General features: G+C 47.3%; 19 protein-coding genes and 1 tRNA gene. 4 read left to right on the top strand and 16 right to left on the bottom strand.

From position 1 onward, the window contains the following. Positions 1-19: 19 nt before the first annotated feature. Both K6J72_RS04700 and K6J72_RS04695 read right to left on the bottom strand, forming a co-directional pair. A complete protein-coding gene (locus K6J72_RS04700; protein WP_221278994.1) occupies positions 20-1189 on the bottom strand; it encodes an MFS transporter in 1170 nt (389 codons plus the stop codon). 139 nt (positions 1190-1328) lie between these two features. After that, positions 1329-2525, bottom strand: a complete 1197-nt coding sequence (locus tag K6J72_RS04695) for an MFS transporter (RefSeq protein ID WP_221278993.1) — start codon at positions 2523-2525, stop codon at positions 1329-1331. Positions 2526-2660: 135 nt separating this feature from the next. Between K6J72_RS04695 and ccoG the strand changes: the two genes are divergently transcribed. Further along, positions 2661-4094: a cytochrome c oxidase accessory protein CcoG gene (ccoG, locus tag K6J72_RS04690; RefSeq protein WP_221278992.1), complete on the top strand. Its 1434-nt coding sequence runs from the start codon at positions 2661-2663 to the stop codon at positions 4092-4094. 223 nt (positions 4095-4317) lie between these two features. Here ccoG and K6J72_RS04685 read toward each other — a convergent pair whose 3' ends face one another. The 10 genes from K6J72_RS04685 to K6J72_RS04640 all read right to left on the bottom strand — a co-directional run bounded on the left by K6J72_RS04685 (position 4318) and on the right by K6J72_RS04640 (position 13315). After that, on the bottom strand, positions 4318-4914 hold the full coding sequence (locus K6J72_RS04685; protein ID WP_221278991.1) for a hypothetical protein: 597 nt from the start codon (positions 4912-4914) through the stop codon (positions 4318-4320). 34 nt (positions 4915-4948) lie between these two features. After that, entirely contained in the window at positions 4949-5680 is a 732-nt protein-coding gene (locus K6J72_RS04680) for an outer membrane protein (RefSeq protein ID WP_221278990.1), read from the bottom strand. 81 nt (positions 5681-5761) lie between these two features. Continuing rightward, positions 5762-7024 carry a (Fe-S)-binding protein gene (locus K6J72_RS04675; RefSeq protein WP_430886750.1) on the bottom strand — a complete coding sequence of 421 codons (1263 nt, stop codon included), beginning with the start codon at positions 7022-7024 and terminating at the stop codon, positions 5762-5764. Positions 7025-7070: 46 nt separating this feature from the next. Beyond that, on the bottom strand, positions 7071-8438 hold the full coding sequence (gene hemN / locus K6J72_RS04670) for an oxygen-independent coproporphyrinogen III oxidase (protein WP_221278988.1): 1368 nt from the start codon (positions 8436-8438) through the stop codon (positions 7071-7073). A gap of 2 nt (positions 8439-8440) precedes the next feature. Then, positions 8441-8941 carry a DUF2603 domain-containing protein gene (locus tag K6J72_RS04665; protein WP_221278987.1) on the bottom strand — a complete coding sequence of 167 codons (501 nt, stop codon included), beginning with the start codon at positions 8939-8941 and terminating at the stop codon, positions 8441-8443. 36 nt (positions 8942-8977) lie between these two features. Next, a complete protein-coding gene (gene aroC / locus K6J72_RS04660) occupies positions 8978-10054 on the bottom strand; it encodes a chorismate synthase (RefSeq protein WP_221278986.1) in 1077 nt (358 codons plus the stop codon). Continuing rightward, the gene (gene rnc / locus K6J72_RS04655) at positions 10051-10773 is read right to left on the bottom strand and encodes a ribonuclease III (protein WP_221278985.1); all 723 of its coding nucleotides are present in this window, start codon (positions 10771-10773) and stop codon (positions 10051-10053) included. Before rnc ends, aroC begins: the two co-directional genes overlap by 4 nt. Then, positions 10713-11150, bottom strand: coding sequence for a ribonuclease HI (gene rnhA, locus K6J72_RS04650; RefSeq protein WP_221278984.1), 438 nt, complete (start codon positions 11148-11150; stop codon positions 10713-10715). The genes rnc and rnhA overlap by 61 nt, the downstream gene beginning before the upstream one ends. An 8-nt stretch (positions 11151-11158) precedes the next feature. Continuing rightward, complete coding sequence (locus K6J72_RS04645; RefSeq protein ID WP_221278983.1) at positions 11159-12208, bottom strand: tetratricopeptide repeat protein; 1050 nt, start codon at positions 12206-12208, stop codon at positions 11159-11161. A gap of 12 nt (positions 12209-12220) precedes the next feature. Beyond that, complete coding sequence (locus tag K6J72_RS04640; RefSeq protein ID WP_260320506.1) at positions 12221-13315, bottom strand: peptidylprolyl isomerase; 1095 nt, start codon at positions 13313-13315, stop codon at positions 12221-12223. Between the two features lie 132 nt (positions 13316-13447). Between K6J72_RS04640 and K6J72_RS04635 the strand changes: the two genes are divergently transcribed. From K6J72_RS04635 to K6J72_RS04625, 3 genes are read left to right on the top strand one after another with little or no spacing between them, the layout of a single operon-like run. Further along, positions 13448-16108: an ATP-dependent Clp protease ATP-binding subunit gene (locus K6J72_RS04635; RefSeq protein WP_221278982.1), complete on the top strand. Its 2661-nt coding sequence runs from the start codon at positions 13448-13450 to the stop codon at positions 16106-16108. Further along, positions 16108-17859: a methyl-accepting chemotaxis protein gene (locus tag K6J72_RS04630; protein ID WP_221278981.1), complete on the top strand. Its 1752-nt coding sequence runs from the start codon at positions 16108-16110 to the stop codon at positions 17857-17859. The genes K6J72_RS04635 and K6J72_RS04630 overlap by 1 nt, the downstream gene beginning before the upstream one ends. Positions 17860-17870: 11 nt before the next feature. Then, entirely contained in the window at positions 17871-19622 is a 1752-nt protein-coding gene (locus K6J72_RS04625; RefSeq protein WP_221278980.1) for a methyl-accepting chemotaxis protein, read from the top strand. Here the strand turns inward: K6J72_RS04625 and K6J72_RS04620 are convergent. The 4 genes from K6J72_RS04620 to K6J72_RS04605 form a co-directional block, all read right to left on the bottom strand. Further along, positions 19619-20350, bottom strand: a complete 732-nt coding sequence (locus K6J72_RS04620) for an exonuclease domain-containing protein (protein WP_221278979.1) — start codon at positions 20348-20350, stop codon at positions 19619-19621. The two genes, K6J72_RS04625 and K6J72_RS04620, sit on opposite strands and share 4 nt — an antisense overlap. Continuing rightward, positions 20347-20979: a ribulose-phosphate 3-epimerase gene (rpe, locus tag K6J72_RS04615; RefSeq protein WP_221278978.1), complete on the bottom strand. Its 633-nt coding sequence runs from the start codon at positions 20977-20979 to the stop codon at positions 20347-20349. Before rpe ends, K6J72_RS04620 begins: the two co-directional genes overlap by 4 nt. Before the next feature lie 20 nt (positions 20980-20999). Beyond that, positions 21000-21076: transfer RNA gene (locus tag K6J72_RS04610), tRNA-Ile, on the bottom strand. Beyond that, complete coding sequence (locus K6J72_RS04605; protein ID WP_221281122.1) at positions 21038-22174, bottom strand: FtsW/RodA/SpoVE family cell cycle protein; 1137 nt, start codon at positions 22172-22174, stop codon at positions 21038-21040. The genes K6J72_RS04610 and K6J72_RS04605 overlap by 39 nt, the downstream gene beginning before the upstream one ends. Positions 22175-22196 lie beyond the last annotated feature (22 nt).

The raw sequence follows: 22196 nt of genomic DNA, 5'->3' as shown, positions 1-22196 counted from the left end.
TTTTTGCTTTTAAGTATAGCTATTTTTGGTGAAAATAGGCTTTTTTAATCCGCAAATGCAGCAAAGTAAGGGCACTTAAGGCAAATAAAGCAGCGCAAATGCCGTTCATGTCAATGTTAATATAATGTGCCACGAGTCCGCCCGTTAAAGAGGCAAAGGTGATCCCCACATTAAACGAGGCTTCATTGAGCGCGATCGTGCTGCCCGGCGTGTCTGGCGTGAAGGTGCGCGCCAAATGGCCACTCAACATTTTTAGCGGCGCGATGCATGCAAAGCCAAAAAAGCCAAAGGCCATGGCGTTAAACGCCACAAAGGGCTTGGGTAAGTGGTGGCTAAAACTCATCGCGGCTAGGGTTAAAGCTAACATGCTTAGCAAAAAGCGCAGGGCGGCAAACGAGCCCCTTAAGTCCGTGAGCTTGCCTCCAAAAAGATTACCCAGCATCGCCGCCAAGCCGTAGTAAAGGTAGATGTTGGTGATGCTTTGCGCACTAAAGCCGTGCTTTTCTAGCAAGACACGCATGTAGATATAGACCACAAACATGGACCCACACGAAAAGGCGGTAACTAAAAAGCCCTGCCACACGGGTGCAAAACCAAATGCCACGCCTAAATTTTTAAAGTTAGTCTGCTTGCTGGTAAATTTGGGCAAGATGAACAACGCCAAAAAGGCGGCCAAAGAGGCCAAACCAGCGACTAAGAGAAAGGGGGCTAATAGCCCAAAATACCTTGCCACTAAAATCCCCAAAGGCACGCCCGTTACCAGGGCGATGGTGAGCCCGCTAGCCATAAGGCTCATCGCCATGCTGGTTTTGGATTTGGGGGCGGCTTTTAGGCACACAATCGTGGCGATCACAAAAAACAAGCCGTGCATCAGCCCCCCTAGAAAGCGGGCGATGAGCGCGCTTAAAAAGCTGTGGCTTAAAAACATGAAAGCGTTTGAAAGGGCAAAAAGACCTAGTGTGAAAATGAGTTGGTTGCGGTAGTTGAAACGAGAAATCAGCACACTCACGATGGGTGCGCCAATGACCACGCCAAAGGCATAAAGCGTGGCTAAGTTGCCCGCCTCGCTTACAGACACCCCATAATACGCGCCTAACTGAGTTAAAATCCCTGAAACTAAAAACTCCGCCACACCCAAACAAAAGCTAGACAGGGCAAGTAAAGACACAATCCGCAAATAATGCCGCATAGCCACACCGCCAAAATCAAGGATAAAGGCGCATTCTAACATGCTTTTAAAGGCTTTAGGGCACTGTTTGGCCTTCAATCAAGGAGTGTGTTTGCCCACAAAACAGAAGACCGGGGCTGTTTTAACGACATTAATACCCCTAATGCTTTGGTGGTGCAACATCACCACTTTTGGTAAAAACGGGCTTTTTAATGCCATAACGAAGAATCAATAAAGCACACAGCGCAAAAAGTGCGGCACAAATACTATTAAAATTGACATTGAAATAATGCACTATAAGCCCGCCCACAAAAGAGCCAACGGACATTCCTTTAAAAAATGCAGCTTCATTAAGCGCAATGGTGTCGTTTGAGGAGGTGTGGGGCGTGAATACATGGGCTAAGTGGATACAGAGCGTTTTAAACGGCACAACAAGCGCACAACTAAAGAAACCAAAGACGATCACATTGGTGGCTAAAAACGCTTTTGGTAGGTGGTAGCTAAAATGCATCGCACCCAAGACTAAAATTTCCATGGTGAGTAAAAAGCTTAGAGCAGCAAATGAGCCCCTCAAATCCGTGAGTTTGATCGCCAAGAAATGACCGAGTAGGCCGGCGATGCCGTAGTATACATAAATTTCAGCGATGCTCTCCGGGCTGAAGTGGTGTCTTTCCAATAAGACTCGCAAGTAGATATAAACCACAGACATAGATCCGCACGCAAAGGCAGTGACTAAAAAACTTTGCCACACGGGCGTGAAGTGAAACACCACGCCTAAATTTTTAAAATTGGCCGGCTGACTTGAAAATTTGGGCATGGTCAATAGAGCCACAAAAGCGGCTAAAAAGACCATGCATGCGATCAAGAGAAAGGGCGTTAAAAGTCCAAAATGCTTAGACACCCAAATGGTCAAGGGCACACCCATGGCTAAGGCGATGAGAAACCCGCTGATGAGTAAACCCAAAGCCATGCTCTTTTTTGCCTTGGGAGCGACTTTTAGGCAAATGACTGTGGCGATCACAAAAAACAAGCCGTGCATCAGCCCCCCTAGAAAGCGGGCGATGAGCGCGCTTAAAAAGCTGTGGCTAAAAAACATGAACAGATGAGAAAGAGCAAAGAGCGTGAGAGCAAAGACAAGCTGGTTACGGTAGTTAAAGCGCGAAAAGAGCACGCTTATAATAGGCACGCCCACCATCACCCCTAAAGTGTAGAGGGTAACCAAGTTGCCCACCTGGCTATCTGAAACGCCGTAGAATAGGCTCAAATAGGTTAGAATTCCAGGGACAAGGAACTCCGCCACACCGAAGCAAAAATTGGCAAGAGCAAGTATAGACACAATCCGCAAATAATGCCGCATAGCGCACCGCTAAAAGTAAATGCTGTACTCTAACATGTTCTAGGCAATCTTCAAGAAACACCACAAATTATTTAAACGCCCTTAAATTAAATTTGCTACCATGCGAGGAATCACTCCGACAAGGATTTTTTGACCATGGACTTGCAAAACTCCGCAAAAGGGGCGGATAAAACCCAATTTTTCCGCCAGTCTTTCCGCTTAAAACGCTATATAGTGGCGATCGCCATCACTATTTTTGCAATCGGTGTACCCTTCATACACATGGGCGAAGGGCAAGTGTTTTTAATCTCTTTTGAACATAGACAGATCCACATCTTTGGCAAAATTTACAGTGCGCAAGAAATGTATCTCATGCCCTTTTTGGTGATTTTTCTTTTTATTTTTATCTTTTTCATCACCTCCATGCTCGGACGGGTGTGGTGCGGGTGGGGCTGTCCGCAAACGATTTTTAGAACAATCCACAGAGATTTGATTGAAACCAAGATTCTAGGCTTGCACGCCAAGATCAGCAACAAACAACGCCCCACGCCAAAGACTGCAAGCAATCAACTGAAAAAAATTGTAGGGCTTTTCCTCTTTGCCCCCGTGCCTATCGTGGCGATGGCGGTGCTTTTGTTCTACTTTGTCCCCCCACATGAGTTTTTTAGCCACCTAGCCCATCCTAGCGACAATGCCCTGCTCATTGGCATTTGGGCAGTGTTGAGTGCGGTGGTGTTCTTTGATATCGTGGTGGTTAAAGAGCGTTTTTGCATTTATTTATGCCCCTATGCACGGGTGCAAAGCGTGCTGTTTGACGACAACACTTTAAACCCCATTTACGACAGCGCAAGGGGAGGAGCGATTTACGATGAAAACAATGTAAAAATCCCTAGTTTGCCCCAAAAACGCAACAAAACCAACGAATGCGTGAGTTGCAACCATTGCGTGCTGGTCTGCCCCACACACATAGACATTAGAAAGGGAATGCAATTAGAGTGCATCAACTGCCTAGAATGTGTAGATGCTTGCACGGTGACTATGGGTAAATTAAACAAACCTAGTCTAATCCAATGGTCATCCACAAACGCCACAAACACGCACAACAAGGTGAAATTATGGCGGGCGAAAACCATCGCCTATGTGGGCGTGTTGCTCGTAGTGGTGGGGGCTTTAATCATCGGCTCGCTTAAGAAGGCTTCGATGATTTTAGACATCACGCATGGAGGGCAACTTTATGCCATCCACAACGATTTCGTGGACAATAGCTATGTTTTTTTGTTCCAAAACACAAGCAATAGAGCGCATGCCTACACCTTTAATGTAGACGATCCAAACATCAGCATCGTACGCCCCAAAGACACCCTCAGCATTGATCCACAGGGCAAACTCAAGGTCGTGGTGGTTTTACGCATGCCCTTAAAAATTGCCAAAGAAGCCTACAAGAAACACGATGTAACGCATGCCAAAAAAGAGATTTTACCCATTGTGGTGAAAGCTTACAGCGTGGATAACCCCAAAATCTCTGTGCAACAAGAGAGCATTTTTATTGTCCCCAGTGCGCTAAAACCCACCAAGCCTAAAACCCACTAAGGGGTTAGGCTAAAACCCTTTTGACACACTCCCCATAACTAAAGTCAGGGGAATTAAATTAGTCCAGAATCGTGGCTTCAAGCAGGAGCACTCTTTTAGGAATCTTGTGTTTGCTCTTGACAAGGTTGATGCCTAAAGCCCCAAGGGCATTACCCCCTGATGAATCGGCAAACTGAAGCTAGGGACTTTACAGCGCAAGGGGTCAGCTCTGCGGGGTGGCGTTCTAAGATTTATCCTCTTTTGCGCCTTCTTCTAGGCCGTCTTTTAAAGATTCTTTGGTGTCCCAAGGTAAGCTGGTGTTCTCAAATTGCTCCTGGTAGCCTAAAATCAAATTACGCTGGCTTTGGATGTGGTAGTTTTGCGCCTTGATGGTCTGCTCTAAGTGGGCGATGCGCTCTTGCAATTCCAAGAGATTAGGGGCGTTGGTTTCCTCAACTTCTGCGCCCTCGCCCTCTAGCCCTGCTTGTTTTAAACGGGCTTTGAGTCTATCTATACACCTTTGCTGGTTCTCTATGGCGGCTTTTAAGCCCGCCACTTTGGGGCTCTCGCTTCTTTGTTTTTCGTTGTTTTGCTGTTGTTTGAGTTGCCCCAGCTCGGTTTTCACCGCTTTTAATTTAGTCGTGGTGTCAAAGAGAGCCTTCTGCTGGTTAGCAATTTTTTTATCTTTCTCTTGCAGCCTCGTGGCAAATTGCTTTTCAATTTGGAGCTTCTCTTTTTCAAGTAAAGCGTTGAAATGGGCTTCAAAGCTGGAGGCTAGAACCTCTTTAATGTCGCCTAAAGCCTTTTCTAAGATCGCTTGCAGTCGCTGTGTTTCTGGCATTTCACCCCTTTGTCATTTTAGGGGTATTCTAGCATTAAAAGTTGTAGCGGTAACCCACATACAAGCTGTATTGGCGGCGGTAGGTGAAAGATAAGCCTTTTTTATTGAAGTAGTAGTCGTTGATGGTGGGGATCTTGATCCCAAAGTCAAATTCCTGGTGTTTGCCAATGGTGGTGCGCATCCCTAAATTAAAGAGAAACTGAAACATGGCGGGATCGATGGTGTTTTCGGCTGTGGCGGGGTAGTTGATTGTAATGAGCGGCCCGCCTGTGGTGTTGCCCCAAGAGTTACCGGCAATCGCCGCACCCAAGAAAAACCCAAAGGTCACATCTTGTTTATTGATGACATCATAAAGGGTGTCGATGCCCACACCATAGGTGAACATGTCTGTCAAGTTAGCAAAAGTGCCCTTGCCGGGAACCAATTCATTTGCCCCAAAGACGGCGTGCCCATAGTCCATAAAGCCGTAGTAGCGCAACCCAAACCATTTCTTTTTGCCAAAGAATTGTTTATACCCCACACTGATCCCCAAGCCCTGCATTACGGCCAGATTGCTGTAGCTGCCTGCAGGCAGTCTACTAAATTGGTAGCTACCGCCCGTTACGGGGTTGATGGCAGCTTGATCGGGAGAGGGGTTTCTCACAGCCTGCCCCACTTGCCCCACTTCATAACTCGCACCCACATACCACGCGTTCCTCTCAGCCTGCAACCCTGTTGCACCAAAAGCCAAGGCACTCGATAAAAAGGCATAAAATTTTCTATTCATTGTAATCCTCTTCTTTAAGTTAAATGGTTTGCGCTATTCTAGCATAATTTTTTTAACATGTGTTGTTATAAAAAAATAAAGCTACCTCTCACGCAAGCTTTTGTCTAAAAGTTCTAAGGGGTGTAAGAATTGCACGGGGGCATCAATTTGCGCTAGGGCGTTGTTTAACTGCACTCGACACGCCGAGCACTCCGCACTCACCACCTGTGCCTTGGTGCCGACAATGTCTAGGGCTTTGGGCGCGCCTGCCTTTAAACTGAGCTGGTAATGCTCGCTTTGCATGGTAACCCCCCCAAAGCCACAGCAACGGTCGCTCTCTTGCATTTCGATGATTTGGTGGTTGATTTGTAGCAAACTTCTAGGCTCTTTGTAGATGCCAAGCACCTTTTTAGCATGGCATGGGTCGTGGTAGGTTACACTGATGGGGCTTTGCGCTTTGGTCTCTAGATGCTTGCTTAAGGGCGTTTGTGTGGCTAAAAAATGCGATGCCATTTGCAATTTAGCTTGGATACTCTTAAATTTTTCAGCCCAAAGGGCGCGCTCTTGGTTATCCTTTAGGCTTTCGATCAAATGCTGGTAGTCCTTTTTAAGCATGCTGATACAAGTGGCTTCGGGAACTAAAATCGCTTCCACTTCTTGGGCTAGATTAGCTAGGCTTTCGATATTTTGCTTGGCTAAAAACCAAGCGGTTTCAAAATCCCCCGTGAAATACGCCGGTGCCCCGCAACAAACCTGTTTAGGGATCGCCACGCTAAAATTGAGCTTGTCTAGCAAAGATAACAGACTCTCACCTACCTGTGGATAATTGTAATTGCCCAAACAACCGATAAAAAGCCCGACTTTTCTTAAAGGCTCTTTGGGCTCTAGGGGGGCTTTAGGCGCAATAATGCCCTTGTGGGTTTGTAAAAAGCTCTTAGCCACAAAGGGAAAAAATGCGCGCTTTTGCCACGAAAAAGAACCCTTAAAACGCCATTTCAACTTGTCCCCCTCTTGTTTAAAAGCGCAAGGCGATAGGGCGTAGCAAAGCCTAAAGACAAGATCCATTAATTTAGGGTGTCTTAGCAAGTAAAAATAGGCTTTCTTGTGCCAAGTGATCCCATACTTGCGTGCGCTTGTCAAGCGGATTTTTTCAATCATGGCATCAATGGGTAAGTGGAAAGGGCAAACTTGCACACAAGTGGTGCATAAAAAACAGCTCTCAAAGATTTTTTTAAGGCTTGTGTCTAGCTCTAGGCTCTCTTGTTTGACCTGCGCTATGAGTTCTAAAAAACCTCTAGGCGAAGTGCTTTCGTCTTTGTGTATCCGATAAATGGTGCAACTAGGTACGCACTTAGCGCACTTCACGCATTTTTGCGTAACCTCTTGCAAAGAAGCGTTTATGTCAAAAGGACTAGAGTGTTTGGCTAAACCGCTGCGCGCCACTTTGCGCTCCCAAATACGCGTCAAACACCATCGCCAAATTACGCACGAGCATCGCCCCCGTGGGGCTGGTTGTGAGTCCCCCCTCATTGATCACCACCAAACCCTCTTGCTCGTAGGGTTTTAGGGCGTTTAACGCATCTTTAAAATGCGTTTTAAAGTCAATGTCAAAAGCTTTTTCAATGCTGCTAAAATCCAGCTCCAAATTGTTCATCAGGTGCATGATGACTTCTTTTCTTAGGCGGTCTTCTGTGCTCAGCCTAATCCCCCGCTCTACGGGCAAATGCCCACTATCTAGGGCCTGCTCGTAGCGTTTCAGGTCCTTAAAGTTTTGCGTGTAGTAGTCTTGCCCCTCGCCGATGCTGGTAACGCCCACACCAATGGTTTGGGAGAATTTTTTCGTGGTGTAGCCTTGAAAGTTGCGCCTAAGTTGCTTGTTTTGTAAGGCCAAATACAGCTCGTTGTCCTTTTTGGCAAAGTGGTCCATCCCGATCATTTCATAACCATGCCCTTTTAAAAAGCCGATCAAAAATTGCAAAAGCGCAAGTTTTTCTTGGGGGCTTGGCAGGGTTTTGGGGTCAATTTTCATGGTGTGTTTGACCCAGGGGACATGGGCATAATTAAAGACCGCCAAGCGATCGGGGTTGAGTTTCAAAACTTCTAGCAAGGTCTTTTCAAAACTTTTAATGGTTTGCAAGGGCAAGCCATAGATCAAGTCAAAATTAATGGAGTTGATCCCAAAATCCCGGGCGATTTGCACCTTTTCGTGCACTAAATCCACGCTTTGTAAACGGTTGATCGCCACTTGCACTTGTGGGTCAAAGTCTTGCACCCCAAAGCTTAGGCGGTTAAAGCCGTGTTTTTTGAGCACTTGCATTTGCTCTAGGCTAAAGTGCCTTGGGTCGATCTCACAGCTCAGTTCCGCTTCTTTAGAAAAATTGTGGAAAGTTTCTTTGATTTTTTGGATGATGCGTTCTAATTGTGCGGCGTTGTAAAAAGTGGGCGTACCCCCACCAAAGTGCAATTGTACAACACTTCTTTGCGTGTCTAAATGGGATTTTAACAGCTCCAACTCTTTAGCCAAATACCCAATGTAGCGTTCCTTCTTGCTTTGGCTATTTGTGTAAATTACACTGCAGGCGCAAAAATAGCACGCACTCTTGCAAAAGGGCAAATGGAAGTACAAGGAAAGGGGGATATTTTGATCCGCCCGCTTAAACGCCTCTAGCAGGTCGGCTTCTTGAAAGCTCGGGTTGAATTCCACGGCGGTGGGGTAGCTCGTGTAGCGCGGACCGGGCTTAGAGTAAGAAGCGTATTTATTAAAGTCTAACTCTTGCACGGCTAAAAGGGCAGAGCCGAAATGTCAAGGTCTAGCTCCTGGCGCTTGCTCTCTAAAAACTCAGGCAGATTGAAAAACAAATTTGGGTGTTGCTTTTTAATTTGTTTGACAAAGTCCAGCGAGCTGATTTTTGGCAGACTTCCATCCTTACCCCTTAAACCCTCTAACTTCTTAAACACCACCGCCATTGCATCCGCAAAGTCAATAGGGGTTAAGCTCGCCATATCCCGCTCCAACTCCACCATGACCTTGTCTTCATACGCCCTTTGGATGACCCGCACAATGTGCTGCAACAGCACTTCGGGGATCACCACAAACTTTTGGTCCTGCTCGTCTTTGACAAACCACGCCTCTTGGGCATTGAAACTCCCCTCTTCCAACTCTAAAAGCACTTGCTGGGCAGAAATTTGCTTGGCTTGGATTTTATTCTGTCCGGATTCTAAACTTCTATAAATGTCTTGCATGCCCGCCTCAGCGGTTTTTTTGCTTCTTGCTCTTGCCATGCGCACCTCTCTTTTTCGGGCTATTCTAGCATAAAATCACATTTGCCGATAGAAAGCCCGCACACTAGAAAGCTTGATTGGCATGTTTAAAAGCGCAAAATCCGCCACGACCAACGCCAACAAGCTCTCGCAAACCACACTCCCCCTAATGGCGATGCATGGGTCATGCCGCCCCTTTAATTCTAGGGTAATGGGTTCGTTAGCGGTGCTGATGGTGCTTTGGGCTTTAGCGATGCTGGCCGTGGGCTTAAAATGCACCCACACAGCTAAATCCTCCCCGCTGCCTATCCCGCCTAGCACCCCCCCGGCATGGTTGCTCTTAAACCCCTTGGGGCTTAAAGGGTCGTTGTAGACACTCCCGCTTAAACGAGCCACGCTAGGATCGCCAATAAACACCCCCTTCACCCCATTTAAGCCCATAAACACGCTACCAAGCCGCGCATCCAATTTGTCATAAAGCGGTTCGCCAAGCCCTAGCAAATGCGCCCCGCTGGCTTGCACCAAGACCACGCCCCCCACGCTATCGCCCTCTGCTTTCGCCTTTAAAATCGCCTCTTGTTGCGCTGGCTCTGTGTCCTTATCTAGACTAAAAATGGGGCTTGTTTTGGCGTGGTTAAAATCTACGCTTTGCGCCTCAATGCCTGCCACGCTAAAAACCCCACTAAAGACTTGTATGCCTAGCTCTTTTAACAACATTTTAGCGATCGCCCCTGCTGCCACCCGTGCCACGCTCTCTCTGGCTGAAGTGCGCCCCCCGCCCCTGTAATCGCGCACGCCATACTTTGCCCAAGTGGTGAAATCGGCGTGTCCGGGTCTAAAGGCATCCTTGATATTGTGGTAATCCTTACTTTTGACATTGCGGTTATAAATGAGTAAGCCGATGGGCGCGCCCGTGCTGACCCCCTCAAAGACTCCGCTCACCACTTCCACCACATCCTCCTCTTTACGAGGCGTGGTGTAGGCGTTGATGCTTTTGCGCCTATTTGCCTCAGCCTGCAAATAATCTAGATCGATCTTTAGCCCTGCGGGCACGCCCTCTAAAACGCCCCCAATCAGCACCCCGTGCGACTCGCCAAAGGTGCTTAAACGCAAGCACCGCCCCAAAGTGTTCATAGCCCCCCCTGTGTGAGTTGTTTTAGTGCCTCTTTGGCGCAGAGTTGTTGTGCCTCTTTCTTGCTCTTAGCTGTGCAGGTAGCGTACAACTTGCTTGAAATAAAAACTTGCATTTCAAATTGTTTGGCATGGTCTGGCCCGCTCTCGCTCTTTAGCACATAGGTGGGGATGGTTTTAAAGCGCTCTTGAGTGAGTTCCTGCAACGCGCTTTTGTAGTCGGTAAACAAGGCTTGCAGGGACAAATCGTGATAGGCTAAATCTAATAAATCCTGCATTAAAGCGCGCACCACCTCTAGCCCGCTCTCTAGGTAAACAACGCCCATCAACGCCTCAAAAGCGCTAGACAAAATGGACGGCTTGCTTTGCCCGTGGTTGTGCGCCTCAGCGGGGGAGACCACAATGTGCTTTTGCAAGTCCAAGAGCAGAGCCAGCTTATAAAACGCCTTTTCGTTGACTAAAGACGCGCGCATTTTAGACAAATCCCCCTCTTGCAAGTCATTAAAGCGCTCAAAAAGAATTTCTGCGACCGCTAAATCCAAGACAGCATCGCCCAGAAATTCTAGCCTCTCGTTGTTTGTGGGCGATTGCGTGCTCCTGTGTGTCAGGGCTTGTTGCAACAACCCTTCGTCCTTGAAGTGGTAGTTTAGATTGGCAAACTTCAGCACGCTTTTGCCCTTTGTTTGTAGTTTAGGGCTTGTTCTTTGGCGAGCTTGTCGCATCGTTCGTTTTCAGCGTGCCCATCATGCCCTTTGACCCAATGTGTGGTGATGGCGTGTGCGCCTTTGAGCGTTAAGAACTCTTGCCATAGGTCTACATTTTTCACCTTGGCAAACTTCTTAGCTACCCACATTTTCAGCCACTCGCTGATGCCCTTACACACATAGATAGAGTCGCTGTAAAGGTGGATATTGCACGGCTCTTTTAAGACTTTGAGTGCCTCTATGACCGCCCTTAACTCCATGCGGTTGTTTGTGGTGTAAATCTCCCCGCCTTGGATGATTTTTTCCACGCCCTTGTAGCGTAAAATGGAGCAATACCCTCCATAGCCCGGATTGCCTAAAGCCGACCCATCGCAAAAAATCTCGATGCTTTTCATGAAACCTCCTAGTTTAAATTGCTCGCCTTGTGGTCGCTGGTGTGCTTGTCTAGACTTAAGACCACCTCTTTGGGTCCAATTTTAGCGCACACCAAACAGCGGTAACTCTCAAAGGGCGACACACTCTTGCATGCCCCACATTGATAGCTAAAGTTTAAATCCAGGCCATAATCGGCGTGCAAAGTGCGATACACTTCTAACTCCAAAGTTTCACACCGCCCCCTAGAATAGCCCTTTGCGATAAACACCTCTAGCACGCTTGGGCGCAACTCGGCTAAGTAGGGGGCGATTTCGCTCTCCTCAATGTCCCAAAGCAAATCCACTAAAGCCCTGCCCTCTGTTGCCTGTGCAATCTCTTGCAAAAACAAGCCCCTATGGTGGGTTTTTAAATGCTTTAAAGCACCCCTATACAGTTTATTTTGCTCCTTGCCCAGCTTCAAAATCGCCCTGCTTTGATCTTTCAAACCTAAATCCTCTTGCATGAGGATTTGCATTTGCAAGTAGTGGTAATTGTCTAACAGCCCGCTCTCACCCAAAGCATCCAGGCATTCCAAAGTTTCTAGGGCTTTTTGCGGTTCGCACATGGTTTCATACACCTGCACCATTGTATGCAAGGCGTGGGTGTTTCTAGGGTCGATGCGCAACACTTCGGTTAAAATGTCGCGTGCCTTTTGCACATAGCCTAGGTCAATATACGCCTTTGCCAAGCTCTCAAGCAAAGCGATGCGCTCGTTTTGGTATTTAGGCAATAAGGCTAGATAAATTTTGATCGCCTGCTCGCTATTGCCGTGCTTGGCGTAGTGTTTGGCTAAAAACACCCATGTTTGAAAGCCCAGCACCTCTAGGGGGTTTTCCTGTTCTTTTTGCAAGAGTTGTTGCACCTCAAAGGCCAACTCCACTTGGGCGTAAGAGTGGGACAGGGCATTTAGGGCTTTTAAATTGCGTCTGTGGGCGAGGGTGGAGCGGAAATAGTCGATCAAAATCACCCCCCCGATGATGAACGCCAAAATGGCGACACTGAAGAGCGAGTCCTTATAGATGAAGGCTAGTTGCTCCACAGCCTATAAGCCCTAGCGCAAAAATTTAATCTTGGCTTTGACGCGTAATTTTTCGTAGTATTCGGCAAGGATTTTGTCCTGTTGTTCCTCAATCAACTTGTTGGCGATAAAACTGCGGGCTTGGCTGAAAGACACTTCCTCTTTACCGAGCTTTTGCTGGATGTAAAAGGACACATAATTGCCCCCCCCAGCGTTCAAGATAGGCGTAAAGGTGTGTTCTTTGGTGGATAAAAACATTTGGGCGATTTGGGGGTTTAGGGATTTTAAATTGATCTTTTCTTCGCCCTTAGACACCCCGGGGATCTCAATGTCTTTATTCTCTAGGGCTTGGGTGAGGGTCTTGGTGTCTTTAGCGGTGTAGCGGGTGACTAAAACCTCGCTAGGCACGCTAAATTCCTCTCTATGGGCATTGTAGTACTCGCGCATTTTGGTTTCGCTGTTCGTGTTGACATTAAACAGCAAGATGTTGCGCAAAAGCTCCCTTGTTTCTAGCTGTTTTTTAAGCTGTTTTCTATAGTGCATCGGGTCGATCCCCTCGTTGGCTAGAGTGCGCATAAAATCGTTCACGCCCATGCCATTGTGTTTGGCGATCTCCTCGATTTGCGCATCGATCTTGTCGTCCTCAATGTCGATTTTCAAGCGTTTGATCTCTTGGGCTTGGATGCGCTGGATGATTAAAGAGTTGATCGCCTGTTGCCGACTGATGTGCTTCTCTTTTTCTAGGGTTTCTATTTGGTAGAGCGTGATCGGGTCGTTATTCACCGTTACGGCGATCCCACCCACAATCCCATCTTTGCGCTCCTCCACTAAATCTTCTGGAGGGAGTTTTTTTAAGGGTTGGGGCTTGGAGGACCCTTCTTTTATCTCTTCTTTTTTTTGCTCCTCTATCTTAGGAGCAACTTGTGTGGCTTGGCCGGGCTTTTTGAGTGCTTTTTTGATCTGTTCATCCAGACTCTTGGCGTTGTGTTTTGCGCCACCGACTCCCTTGCCCGTAACCGACTCCACATTAGAGCCCGAGTCTGCGTGCAAGCTTAAAAAAACAAGGCATAGGCAAACGAAAGCCCGCTTTAAAACCCCCAAGGTGCATTTATTGTGCAAAAGGACCAAACCTTTCTCTTTATTTTTTGTGATGGGAGCAAGTATAATGCAGTGGGGCTAAGAGCAAGATTAAGTTTTGGGCGCAAAATTACACAAGGGCGTTATAATAGCTGCGTTTTATACATAAAGAAAAGGATAACCATGCCCTCTAGCGTTTTTGAAAAACTTACAAACCACTTAAAAGAGAGCCTAGATCAGGCCCTCTCTTTGGCGTTGCACGCCAAAAACCCCGAGATCGAGCCGATCCATTTGTTTTGGGCATTACTCGCAAACACGCACTCCCTTTTGAGCCAAGCCCTTTTAAAAATGGGCGTGGAAAAGTCCCCCCTAGAGTTAGAAGCCAGAAGTTTAGCCGACAAATTGCCCAAAAGCTCCAGCGTGAGCGCACAGGGTTTAGGTTTAAGCAAGTCTTTACTAGACGCTTTGCATGCAGGTCTTGGGCTTGCGGTGCAAAAGGGGGACAGCTATGTGGCGATCGACACTTTCATTGAGGCGAATCGAGAACTGTTTAAAAGCTACTTTGGCAAGTTTGTGGATGTGCGTGAACTTATAAAAACCTTTGAGAGTTTGCGCAAAGGGGCCAAGATCGAGCAGCCGGGCGATGACGCGACCCTAGAAGCCCTTGAGACCTATGGGATTGATTTAACCGCTAAGGCCCTAGACAACGCCCTTGACCCCGTGATCGGGCGTGATGAAGAGATTTTACGCATGATGCAGATTCTGATTAGAAAGAGCAAGAACAACCCCATTTTGCTCGGTGAGCCGGGCGTGGGCAAAACCGCAGTGGTGGAAGGGCTAGCGCAGCGGATTGCTAAAAAAGAAGTCCCCCTATCTTTGCAACACAAACGGGTGGTGGTTTTGGACATGGGTATGTTGATCGCCGGGGCAAAGTATCGGGGGGAGTTTGAAGAACGCTTAAAAAAAGTGGTCGAAGAAGTCAAAAAAGCAGGCAATGTGATCTTATTCATCGATGAGATTCACACCATCGTGGGTGCGGGGGCTGGCGAGGGGAGCATGGACGCGGCAAATATCTTAAAGCCGGCTCTGGCTAGAGGGGAGTTGCACACCATCGGAGCGACCACGCTCAAAGAATATAGAAAATACTTTGAAAAGGACAGCGCGCTCACAAGGCGTTTTCAGCCCATCCCCCTAAATGAGCCCAGCATCAACGAAACCTTGCAAATTCTAAGAGGGATCAAGGAAACTTTAGAGGCACACCACAATGTGAGCATCGCCGATAGCGCTTTGGTGGCGAGCGCCAAACTCTCTAGCCGTTACATCCCCGATCGCTTTTTACCCGATAAGGCGATCGACTTGATCGATGAGGCGGCGGCGGCGTTAAAAATGCAAATCGAATCCGAACCCTACGCCCTAGCCCACACAAAAAGATTGATCCAGCAATTAGAGGTGGAAAAACAAGCCCTTTTAATGGAGGAGAGCAGTGCAAACGCAGAGAGGCTCAAGGTGGTTGAAAAGGAATTGCAAAACGCCCTAGAGGAAAAGCAACGCCTAGAGGTGCAATTTAGCAACGAACAGAAAGTTTTTAAAGACATCGCCGCCAGCAAGAACAGCATTGAAAACTTAAAACGAGAATCGCTCTTTGCCAAACAACAGGCGGATTTTAGAAAAGCCGCCGAGATCGACCACGACAAAATCCCCACCTTAGAAAAAGAAGTGGCTAGCCTAGAGCAGAAATTGGCCCAAATGCAAGCGCAGGGCAGCCTGTTAGAGTCGGCGGTGACCAAAGAGGGCATCGCCAGAATTGTGAGCCAATGGACACAAATCCCCGTGTCTAAAATGTTGCAAGAGGAAAAGGAAAGAATCTTGCATATTGAAGACGAATTGTCTAAAAGCGTGGTGGGGCAAAAAGACGCGATCAAAGCCATCGCCCGGGCGATCAAACGCAACAAAGCCGGGCTTAGCGACCCGAATAAACCCATCGGCAGTTTTTTATTCTTAGGGCCTACGGGGGTGGGCAAGACCGAGAGCGCCAAGACTTTGGCGAAGTTTCTCTTTGACAGCCAAAAGAATTTGATCCGCCTAGACATGAGCGAATATATGGAGAAACACGCCGCCAGCCGTTTAGTGGGCGCGCCCCCCGGGTATGTGGGCTATGAGGAGGGGGGGCAGCTCACTGAAGCCGTGCGCCGTAGCCCTTATAGCGTGTTGCTTTTTGATGAGATCGAAAAGGCACACCCGGAAGTGTTTAACATGCTCTTGCAGGTCTTAGATGAGGGGCGGCTCACGGACAATAAGGGCGTGGTGGTGGATTTTAAAAACACCATCATCATTCTAACAAGCAACATTGCCAGCGATAAAATCTTAGAGCAACAGAGTGCACACGCCAAAATGAAAGAACAACAAGAGACACTGAAGGCTAATGGCATTGAAAGTGAGGACATTTTAGAGATTGGCGAGGCCTACGACTTGCAAAAAGTCGTACAAGAGGTGCTTAAAGGCTATTTTAAGCCCGAGTTTTTAAACCGTTTGGACGATATCGTGATCTTTAACCCTCTAGAAATGGCAAGCATTGTCAAAATCGTGGATTTGCTCTTTGCCCAAATTGCCGAGCGGCTCAAGGAGAAAGAGATCAGCATTAGTCTAAGCCCCGAGGCAAAAGAGTACATCGCTAAAAGCGGATTTGACCCCATTTATGGAGCACGGCCGCTTAAAAGGGCGTTGTATGAGGAGGTGGAGGACAGATTAGCGGCGTTTCTTTTAGAAACAGACACCTTGCATTTAACGGGCAAAAGTCTAGCGTTTGTCGTGAAAAATGGTACAATCATTGTTGAGGAAAGTTGATGCGCTCGTTTTCTTTAGGTAGACAAATTGTTGCGCTGTGGTTGTTGACGATCACCCTAATAGTGGTGACCTTGCTTTTATTTGCCAAAAGCAACCACGAATCGGTTGAGCGAGTCAGCGCTTTGGTGAGTGAGGATCTAAAAAGCTTTTTAGGTGAAAAGATCAAACTCGCCACAAATGTAACGGCGTATAATCTAGCTAGAGCCATTGAAGGCGCGAAAGACGATGCCACTAGACGCGCCATCGTCGCTCACATGCTGGGTAACTTCCGCTACGAAAAAGACCGCTCTGGTTATTTCTTCGTTTATCAAAAATACATCCCTTTTTATAGTCCAAACGATAAAGGAGGCTCAGGGGGTTCTGATGAGTACCTCAAGGATGAAAATGGGGTTTATTATATGCAAGAATTACGCAAGGCAGCCATGAATGGCGGGGGCTTTGTGAGTTATATTTATCCAAAGCCCCTGCCCGATGGGAGAACAAAAGACATGCATAAAATCTCTTATGCGCAAAAAATCGATGGGGCTAAAGATTTGTGGATCAGCACAGGGCTGTATATAGATAATGTGATCGAACACACCCAAGCCATTAGCCATGAGATCGAAACAGGCATCAAGCGCTCTTTCCATGTCTACGCCTTGATTGTGTCCTTGTTTATGTTTCTAATCGTTGTGCCTCTTTATTATCTCTTTTACCGCAAAATCACGGGCAATATTGAAGCCTTAAATGGTGGCTTACAAGATTTCTTTGCTTTTGTTAACTACGAGAGCCAAAAAGTGCCCAAAGTGGTGGTACTTAACTCCAGAGACGAGTTAGGGGAGATGTCGCAGGCCTTAGACACTAATGTGCAAAAGGTGTGCGATCACTTGCAGGTGGATCAAAACTTTTCTAAAAACGCCCTAGAGGTTTTAGAGAGTGTGCGCACGGGCGACTTCACGCAAAACATCCAAGCCACCGCATCCAACCCTCAGCTACAACACTTGGGAGGCAATCTCAACGCCTTCTTTGGCTTTTTGGACGAAATTTTCCGCCAAATTTGCCAAACCATCCAAACCTACTCCAGAAATGACTTCACAAAGGGCATGGACACTGCACATTTGCAGGGCAGCTTTTTGCAGCTGGTGTGCGACATCAACACTTTACAACAAAGCACTGTGGGCTCGCTCAAGCACTCTTTAGAGATCGCCCACGCCTTGAGTACAGAAACGCAAAACTTGAACGACACTGCCCACAAATTGCAAGATGCCTCTAAACAACAAACCCAATCGTTAGAGCAGACCAACCGCACTTTGGAAAACATCAGCGATTCTATGCAAAGCGTGAACTCCAAGAGCCACGAGGTGATCGAACAATCCAACGGCATTAAAAACATTGTGATTACCATCAACGAGATCGCCGATCAAATCGGTTTGCTCGCCCTAAATGCCGCCATTGAAGCCGCCCGGGCGGGTGAGCATGGGCGTGGCTTTGCGGTGGTGGCCGATGAAGTGAGAAAACTCGCTGAGCGCACGCAAAAATCTTTGAGCGAGATAGAGGCAAACACGCAATCGCTCACACAAGCGATCAACGATGCGGCCAGTGCCATTGACGAGCAAACCAAGGGCATTGCGCAAATCAATGAGACCATGCAAACCTTGGAGGCAACGATGGCCCAAAACACCCAAATTGCGACCACTTCTTTAGAAATTAGTAAAAATGTCAAAAGCATCGCACAAAACATTTTAGATGAAGCAAACAGTAAGAAATTTTAAGAAAGGTTTGTATGCGATCATTTTCTTTAGGCAAGCAGATTGTGGCGTTGTGGTTGCTCACCATTGCAGTGGTTGTGGTCACCGTGTTGTTGTTTATGCATGGCAACAACCAATCGGTTAAACGGACAAATGAGTTAGTGGGCAAGGATTTGAGAGCCTTGCTGGGCGAACAACTGAAGTTAGCAACCAATGCGATGGCGCACAGCCTCGCCAAAGCGATCAAAGACACCGAGGGAGATGAAGCGAAAAAGGTGATCGTTGCCCACATGCTCGATGGTTTCCGTTTTGATGATGACAAGTCGGGCTATTTCTTTGTCTATGAGGAACATAAAGCTTTTTACAACCCCAATGTAAAGGGGGAGATTGGGGGCGATAAGAAACATTTAAAAGATAAAAACGGAGTGTATTATGTGCAAGAGTTGCGCAAGGCTGCGATGAACGGTGGGGGCTTTGTCAATTATGTTTACCCCAAACCCCTAGGCAATGGCGAGGTCAAAGACATGGACAAAATCGCCTATGCCCAAAAGATCGAGGGGACGAAGGATTGGTGGATCGGCACGGGGTTATACATGGACAATGTCAACCAGAGAACCGCCACCATCGCTCAAGACATCGATAGAAGCATGAAGCGCAATTCCTACGCTTATGCCGGCATTGTGGCTTTGTTTTTACTGCTCGTGGTGATCCCCCTCTACTACATTTTTTACAGCAAAATCACCCGCAACATCGGTACGCTCAACAAGGGTTTAAACGACTTCTTTGCTTTTGTCAATTACAAAGATAAAAATGTCCCACAAGTGGTGGTGCTACATGCAAAGGATGAATTGGGGCAAATGGCTAAAGCCCTAAAAAATAATGTAGACGAAGCGGTGGATCACTTCCAATCCGATCAGGTTTTTTCTAAAGATGTGCTCAAAATTCTAGAGGGGATGCACACGGGGGACTTTAAACAGAGCATCCAAGCCAACGCCGCCAACCCTGAACTGCAATATGTGGGCAAGAACCTCAATGACTTTGTGCAATTTGTGGATAAAATTTTCCAACAGATCAGCACAGCGATCCAAACTTATTCTAAAAACGATTTTAAAATGGGGGTGGACACAACGGGTTTACAAGGCGGCTTTTTACAGCTGGCTAAAGACATCAACACTTTGCAACACAGCATTGTGGATTCACTCAAGCACTCTTTAGAGATCGCCCACGCCCTAGACAAAGAGACAAACACCCTTAATGACACCACACACCGCCTTAAAGACGCGTCTAAGCAACAAATGGAGTCGATTGAGCAAACCGCCAACGCCCTAGAGCAAATCAGCGATTCGATGCAAAATGTCAATGCCAAAAGCCAAGAAGTTACCGAACAATCCGAGAGCATCCAAAAAATTGTCGTCATCATCAACGAGATCGCCGATCAAATTGGCTTACTTGCCCTAAACGCCGCCATTGAAGCCGCCAGAGCGGGCGAGCATGGGCGGGGTTTTGCGGTGGTGGCCGATGAAGTGAGACAACTGGCTGAACGCACACAAAAGAGCCTAGGTGAGATTGAGAGCAGTACGCAAGCTTTGAGTCAATCGATCAACGAAGCGGCAAGTGCCATTGAGGAGCAGACCAAGAGCATTTCTAAAATCAGCAGTGCCGTGGAGAACTTAGAGCAAACGATGGCAGACAATGCGGAGATCGCCACGACTTCGCTAGAAATCAGCAAAAATGTCAAAGAGATCGCCCAAAACATTTTAGATGAGGCGAACAACAAACAATTTTAAGCGTAATCTAATAAATCTTGAGTGGTGTACACGGAGGCGGGCAAACAGTGCAAACACACCTCAAACACCCGTAAAGAGCCGAGTGCATCGGCAGCAGCGCGGTGTGCTATGGGGATATTGATCCCTAGAAAAGTGTTTAAAAACCCCAGCCCGTGTTTGGGGCTTAATATGCTTTTGCGGCTCAGGCTCAAGGTGCAAAGTTTGGGATTTAAGAGCCCTGCACCTAAATGGTGGGCGCAACATGCGCTCAAATAAGGGAAGTCAAAGTCCGCATTGTGCGCCACAAACACGCTGTCGCCCAAAAACTCCTTAAACTTCTTAAGTACTTGTTTAAAGGGGGGGGCGTGGCGTAGGTGTTGCGCGCTGAGCCCCGTGAGCTCAACAATTTTAGGGGGGACATGTTCGCAATGAATCAAGCTCGAAAAAGTTTTAACGATCGTGCCCGCGCTAAAGGGGTCAAGGGCGGGCTTATAGAGCAAGGCGGCGATCTCTATCATTTGGGAGGTTTTGGGATCAGGCCCGTTTGTTTCGATGTCGATGAAGCAGTAAAGGGATTGCTGGTAGGGGATTTTCGTGCTCAATTCTAGCTGTGTAGTGTAGGCGATGGGAAAGCCACACGCTTTAAGATACTCGTAAGAAAGCAGGGGGTCTTCGCAAAAGGGTAAATGCAAAGCCTCTAGAGGTAGAGGGGCTTGTTTTAAAGAGTTGTAGAGGTCTTCGGGGCTCATGCCTTTTTCAATTCTTGCAGGGCTAAAGCGGGGTTTTCATGGCTAAAAAGGTAACTGCCCACCACCAATAAATTTGCCCCCACAGAGGCAAGCAAGGGGGCGTTCTTAGCATTGATGCCCCCATCCACTTGGATTTTACCGCTGTAGGTGGGGAATTTTTGTTTAAAGTGCGTGATTTTATCCAACACTAAGGGCAGGAATTTTTGTCCCCCAAAGCCCGGATTCACGCTCATAAACAGCACCAAATCCAAATCGGCGATGATGTACTCCAGCCCATTTAAAGGCGTGGCAGGGTTCAAGCTCACCCCCGCCTTAAAGCCCAAGTTTTTGATGTGGTGGATGAGCTTATGCAGGTGGGGGGTGCTCTCTAGGTGGATGGTCATGTAGGCGGGGTTTAGGTCTTTGTAAAGCTCAACACCAAAAAGAGGGTTATCCACCATCAAATGGATGTCTAGGGGGGCGTCTGTATGTTTGCCTAGATTTTGCAACACGCAAGGCCCAAAGGTGAGATTAGGTACAAAATGCCCGTCCATCACATCAATGTGTAAAAAATCCACGCCGACCACTTGTGCGAGGCTGTGCTTTAAATCCATGAAATCCGCGCTTAAGATACTTGCTGCTACTTCCATAGGGGGATTATACTAAAAAGTGGTGGATTCTGTAGGGCTCGAACCTACGACCAATCGGTTATGAGCCGAATGCTCTGACCAACTGAGCTAAGAATCCGCCTCTGCGAGAGGGCCGATTATAACCAAATCCAAACTTAAATGCAAGTAAGTTTTCAAACACCGCAAACAGGATGATGAAGGTGATGAAGCTGCTCCCCCCATAGCTAAAAAGGGGCAAGGGCAAGCCCACAACGGGGGCAAGTCCCAAGGTCATAGCGACATTCACGCTTGTATACACAAAGAGTAAAATCGCAATGCCCCCTGTGATGGTCTGTAAAAAGCGGTCATGTGGGTCGCTGTTAAAATAAGAGAGAAAATGCAAAATAAAACCCATGTAAAACGCCAAAAGCCCTAATGCCCCCAAAAAGCCAAAGCGCTCCACAAAGTAAGCAAAGATGAAGTCGCTCGTGGCAATGGGCAAAAATTTTAATTTCGCTTGTGTGGACTCTTCTTTAGATTTGCCTAAGAGCCCCCCAGAACCGATCGCAATGATGGATTGGCGGACATGGTAGTTGGGCTTTTCTGCGATGAAGTCGTGCAGGCGTTTTTTTTGGTAATCGTGCAAAGAGCTGTAAATGAGCGGGGAGGCGATCGCAAAAAGTAAACCGATGGTGATCCAAATTTTAGGATGCACCCCGACTAAAAACAGCACCCCAAAGCCCATGATGAGTACCACCAAGGCCGTGCCCAAATCGGGTTGTTTTAAAATCAACCCGGCGGGGATGATGATGTATAAACTGAGTTTGCCAAAGGTTTTCCAGCCATAGCCCCCCGGGGGGATGGGATGTGTGCTGATTAAATGGGCTAAGAGCAGTAAAATGGCGATTTTAACCGGCTCGCTGGGCTGCAAAGAAAAAGAGGTGCCGGGGATGGTGAGCCAACGCTTTGCCCCTAGCTTTACAGAGCCAAAGAAAATCACCAACACCAACAAAAACACGCAAAACCAATAGAAAAAGTGGAAAATGCGATCGAGTTGCCTAAAAGGAATGAAAAATATCATCCAAAACACCACAAACGCCACACTAAAATACAGGGCTTGTTTTAAGCTCAAAGCCGTGTTGGCCTCGTAAATTAAAAAAAAGGATAAGCCCATCAGGGGGATAATAAAAAAAAGCAATAAAAAATCAAAATGTGTTAGAATCTTCCTATTGACCATGTGCTCGCTTTTTTTGTGGTGG

Origin of the sequence: Helicobacter sp. NHP19-003, assembly GCF_019703305.1 — a bacterium.
Classification (GTDB): domain Bacteria; phylum Campylobacterota; class Campylobacteria; order Campylobacterales; family Helicobacteraceae; genus Helicobacter; species Helicobacter gastrocanis.
Note: the sequence above shows the minus strand (reverse complement) of the source record. Positions and strands in the feature narration are given on the sequence as shown.

Excerpts from the sequence above, each read along its gene's own strand:
- K6J72_RS04700 (WP_221278994.1), bottom strand. The coding sequence starts at position 1,189 with ATGCGGCATTATTTGCGGATTGTGTCTTTACTTGCCCTGTCTAGCTTT.
- K6J72_RS04695 (WP_221278993.1), bottom strand. The coding sequence starts at position 2,525 with ATGCGGCATTATTTGCGGATTGTGTCTATACTTGCTCTTGCCAATTTT.
- ccoG (WP_221278992.1), top strand. The coding sequence starts at position 2,661 with ATGGACTTGCAAAACTCCGCAAAAGGGGCGGATAAAACCCAATTTTTC.
- K6J72_RS04685 (WP_221278991.1), bottom strand. The coding sequence starts at position 4,914 with ATGCCAGAAACACAGCGACTGCAAGCGATCTTAGAAAAGGCTTTAGGC.
- K6J72_RS04680 (WP_221278990.1), bottom strand. The coding sequence starts at position 5,680 with ATGAATAGAAAATTTTATGCCTTTTTATCGAGTGCCTTGGCTTTTGGT.
- K6J72_RS04665 (WP_221278987.1), bottom strand. The coding sequence starts at position 8,941 with ATGGCAAGAGCAAGAAGCAAAAAAACCGCTGAGGCGGGCATGCAAGAC.
- aroC (WP_221278986.1), bottom strand. The coding sequence starts at position 10,054 with ATGAACACTTTGGGGCGGTGCTTGCGTTTAAGCACCTTTGGCGAGTCG.
- rnc (WP_221278985.1), bottom strand. The coding sequence starts at position 10,773 with ATGCGACAAGCTCGCCAAAGAACAAGCCCTAAACTACAAACAAAGGGC.
- rnhA (WP_221278984.1), bottom strand. The coding sequence starts at position 11,150 with ATGAAAAGCATCGAGATTTTTTGCGATGGGTCGGCTTTAGGCAATCCG.
- K6J72_RS04635 (WP_221278982.1), top strand. The coding sequence starts at position 13,448 with ATGCCCTCTAGCGTTTTTGAAAAACTTACAAACCACTTAAAAGAGAGC.
- K6J72_RS04630 (WP_221278981.1), top strand. The coding sequence starts at position 16,108 with ATGCGCTCGTTTTCTTTAGGTAGACAAATTGTTGCGCTGTGGTTGTTG.
- K6J72_RS04625 (WP_221278980.1), top strand. The coding sequence starts at position 17,871 with ATGCGATCATTTTCTTTAGGCAAGCAGATTGTGGCGTTGTGGTTGCTC.
- K6J72_RS04620 (WP_221278979.1), bottom strand. The coding sequence starts at position 20,350 with ATGAGCCCCGAAGACCTCTACAACTCTTTAAAACAAGCCCCTCTACCT.
- rpe (WP_221278978.1), bottom strand. The coding sequence starts at position 20,979 with ATGGAAGTAGCAGCAAGTATCTTAAGCGCGGATTTCATGGATTTAAAG.
- K6J72_RS04605 (WP_221281122.1), bottom strand. The coding sequence starts at position 22,174 with ATGGTCAATAGGAAGATTCTAACACATTTTGATTTTTTATTGCTTTTT.